Source organism: Devosia sp., assembly GCF_036676215.1.
Classification (GTDB): domain Bacteria; phylum Pseudomonadota; class Alphaproteobacteria; order Rhizobiales; family Devosiaceae; genus Devosia.
In genome coordinates, this window is record NZ_JAKFDJ010000092.1 from 1 (window position 1) to 2325 (window position 2325).

General features: G+C 62.9%; 3 protein-coding genes. All 3 read left to right on the forward strand.

Annotated elements, in window-relative coordinates:
• On the forward strand, positions 1-776 hold a 776-nt coding region (locus tag V6M52_RS09515; protein ID WP_332700841.1), incomplete at its 5' end, for a nicotinate-nucleotide--dimethylbenzimidazole phosphoribosyltransferase.
• Positions 769-1596, forward strand: coding sequence for an adenosylcobinamide-GDP ribazoletransferase (locus V6M52_RS09520; RefSeq protein WP_332700842.1), 828 nt, complete (start codon positions 769-771; stop codon positions 1594-1596). The genes V6M52_RS09515 and V6M52_RS09520, both read left to right, overlap by 8 nt.
• Positions 1597-1630: 34 nt before the next feature.
• Positions 1631-2325, forward strand: a 695-nt coding sequence (locus V6M52_RS09525) for a histidine phosphatase family protein (protein ID WP_332700843.1), incomplete at its 3' end; no start/stop codon positions are given.

Sequence of the window (2325 nt, forward strand, 5' to 3'; positions counted from 1 at the left end):
TCGGCAAGCGAGATGGCCTGATTTCGCGCAAGGTCGGTACCGGTACGCGCAACTTTGCCAATACGCCCGCGATGGCGGCCGACGAGTGCGAAACGGCGCTGAGGTACGGCATGACGCTGGTCGACGGGCTGGACACCAATGTACTGGGCTTCGGCGAAATGGGCATAGGCAACACGACGGCTGCGGCTGCCATTATTCATAAACTGGCCGACACGCCGATTGCCGATTGCATTGGCGCCGGAACAGGCCTGGCCCCGGACGCCATCCTGCACAAAGGGCGCGTCATTGAAATGGCGGTGGCGCATCATGCGCATGCGTCGTCGCCCCTGGACGTGCTGGCCACCTTCGGCGGATTCGAGATTGCGATGATGGCCGGCGCCATGTTGCAGGCAGCAGAACGGCGCATGATATTGCTGATCGATGGTTTCATCGTGACATCGGCCTTGCTGGTGGCCGCAAGGCTGCAGCCGGCCATTTTGGACTACTGCGTGTTCTGCCATCGCTCCGACGAGAACGGACATCGCCACGTACTGGACAAGCTCGGCGCCAAGCCGCTGCTGCAGCTGGATTTGCGCCTGGGTGAAGGCACCGGCTGCGCGCTGGCCCTGCCCATCCTGCAGGCCGCGGTGAACTTCCTTTGCCAGATGGCCACCTTCGAGTCGGCAAAGGTCAGCGAAATATCCGAAGCTGCCGATACCTTGCACACGTCTGGCGGCCCGACCGGCTTCAGCGATATCCCGCCCGCCGGTGGGCAAGGGGAAGGCTATCGTGGCTGATTCCGGGGGCGGGCGTCCCGCGACCCTGACCGAACGCGCCCTCTACCAGTCGCGACTCTTTTTCATTGCGCTCCAGTTCTTCACGCGCATACCGATACCAGGCTGGGTCGGGTACGAGCCTGCGTGGCTGCAACACGCATCGCGTTATTACCCGCTGGTAGGAATCGTCGTTGCCGCAGTCACCGGTTTCGTCTACTTTTTGTCTGCCTTGATCCTGCCATCCGCCATCGCGGTGTTGCTGTCGACCATTGCAGGCATCTACCTGACCGGCGCCTTCCATGAAGACGGGTTCGCCGACGTCTGCGACGGCTTCGGCGGCGGGTACACCCGGGAACGCACCCTCGAAATCATGAAGGATTCGCGTATCGGCGCCTACGGGGCAATAGGCATCGGACTGCTTGTGCTGCTCAAATGCGCCACCCTTGCGCACCTGCAGGCCCATGCCGTTATTGCGGCCCTGTTCGTCGCCCACCCCTTCTCGCGCCTGTTTTCAGCGGTGCTGATCTGGCGCATGGAGTACGCCAAAGACGAAGGCAAGGCCAAGCCTCTGGCCCAGTCCATGACGACGCCCGAAATCACCATCGCTGCTCTGACCACACTGCTTCCGCTGGCCGCAATCGCCTTGGGCGGCTGGATACCGTGGCTCGCCATCCTGGCCGGCATTGCCGCTGGGGCTCTTGCCACGACATGGCTGGCCCGCTACTTCCAGCGCCGCATTGGCGGCTTCACCGGCGACTGCCTGGGCGCGGTCCAGCAATTGTCCGAAGTTGCGATCTACCTGGGCATCTTGGCCTGCATGCACAGCGCTACCCTTCATTGACATAGCGCGAGCCTACACTGATACAGCGCCAGTCATGCGTCTCTACCTTATCCGCCACCCGGCACCTGTCCTGCCTCCCACTGTTTGCTATGGCGCTTCTGACATCACCGTCGCCCCCGAGGAACTGGAGCGCGTCCTCGCCACCCTGGCGGTGTCTGGTTCAGGCGATGCGGTAACGAGGACGACTATCGCTGCATCAGGCAGCACTGCCCCCGGAGCAGACCCTGCCATCGAGACGCAAGCCCTGGACCATATGGAGACGCGCCGGATCAGCTTGACGCCGGGCACAAACCATGTGCAAGCCCGCGGGATTAGTCTGGTGCCGGACCGGAGCGTCCTACGAGCGCGTCTGCCCGCCGGCCTTCCCCTTTATTCCAGCCCCCTGCAGCGCTGCCGATGTTTGGCCGAGCCCCTTGCCGCCGCGCTGGGCGCCACGTCGTTGACCTTCGATGAAAGACTGGTCGAAATGAATTTCGGCGACTGGGAATTGAAGAGCTGGGACGAGATCGCCCGCAGCGAAATCGACGCCTGGACCGCAGACCTGATTGCATACCGGCCCGGCGCCGGCGAAACCGTCCTGGAAATGACACATCGCGTCCAGGCTTTCCATACCCAAATCCTGGCCGCCCGACAAGACGCCATCGTGGTTTGTCATGCCGGGACCATCCGGATGCTGCTGGCATGTCAGCGTTACGATTCTCCGCAAGACATCGCGCTGCACGCCGCGTC